The 244-nt window shown below is 43.0% G+C and carries 1 pseudogene; it reads left to right on the top strand.

Features of this window, described 5'->3' with window-relative positions:
- Positions 1–244 (top strand): annotated as a pseudogene (locus C7H79_RS17600) (hypothetical protein); the annotation flags it as partial.

Here is a 244-nt window from a genome sequence, read left to right as displayed (position 1 = left end):
CGAAAGGTATTTGTTAATGTTCGTGGTAAAGGCCTGTTTCGCGTGAGTCTGAATGGAGCAGGCGCGGTTGCATCTTCGCTGAACACAACCTTATCATTACTTACAAATGAAAATATTCAATTCAGTGAGTTTCAAATATCGCCTACCTATGCAACAGATTCCACAATCGTGGGTGCAGCAAGAGAAGGTATCTATAAATCAGTGGATGGCGGTTTAACCTGGTCAGTAGCAGGATTTCCCGATA

This window comes from Nitrosomonas supralitoralis, from assembly GCF_003011925.2.
GTDB lineage: Bacteria > Pseudomonadota > Gammaproteobacteria > Burkholderiales > Nitrosomonadaceae > Nitrosomonas > Nitrosomonas supralitoralis.
Note: the sequence above shows the minus strand (reverse complement) of the source record. Positions and strands in the feature narration are given on the sequence as shown.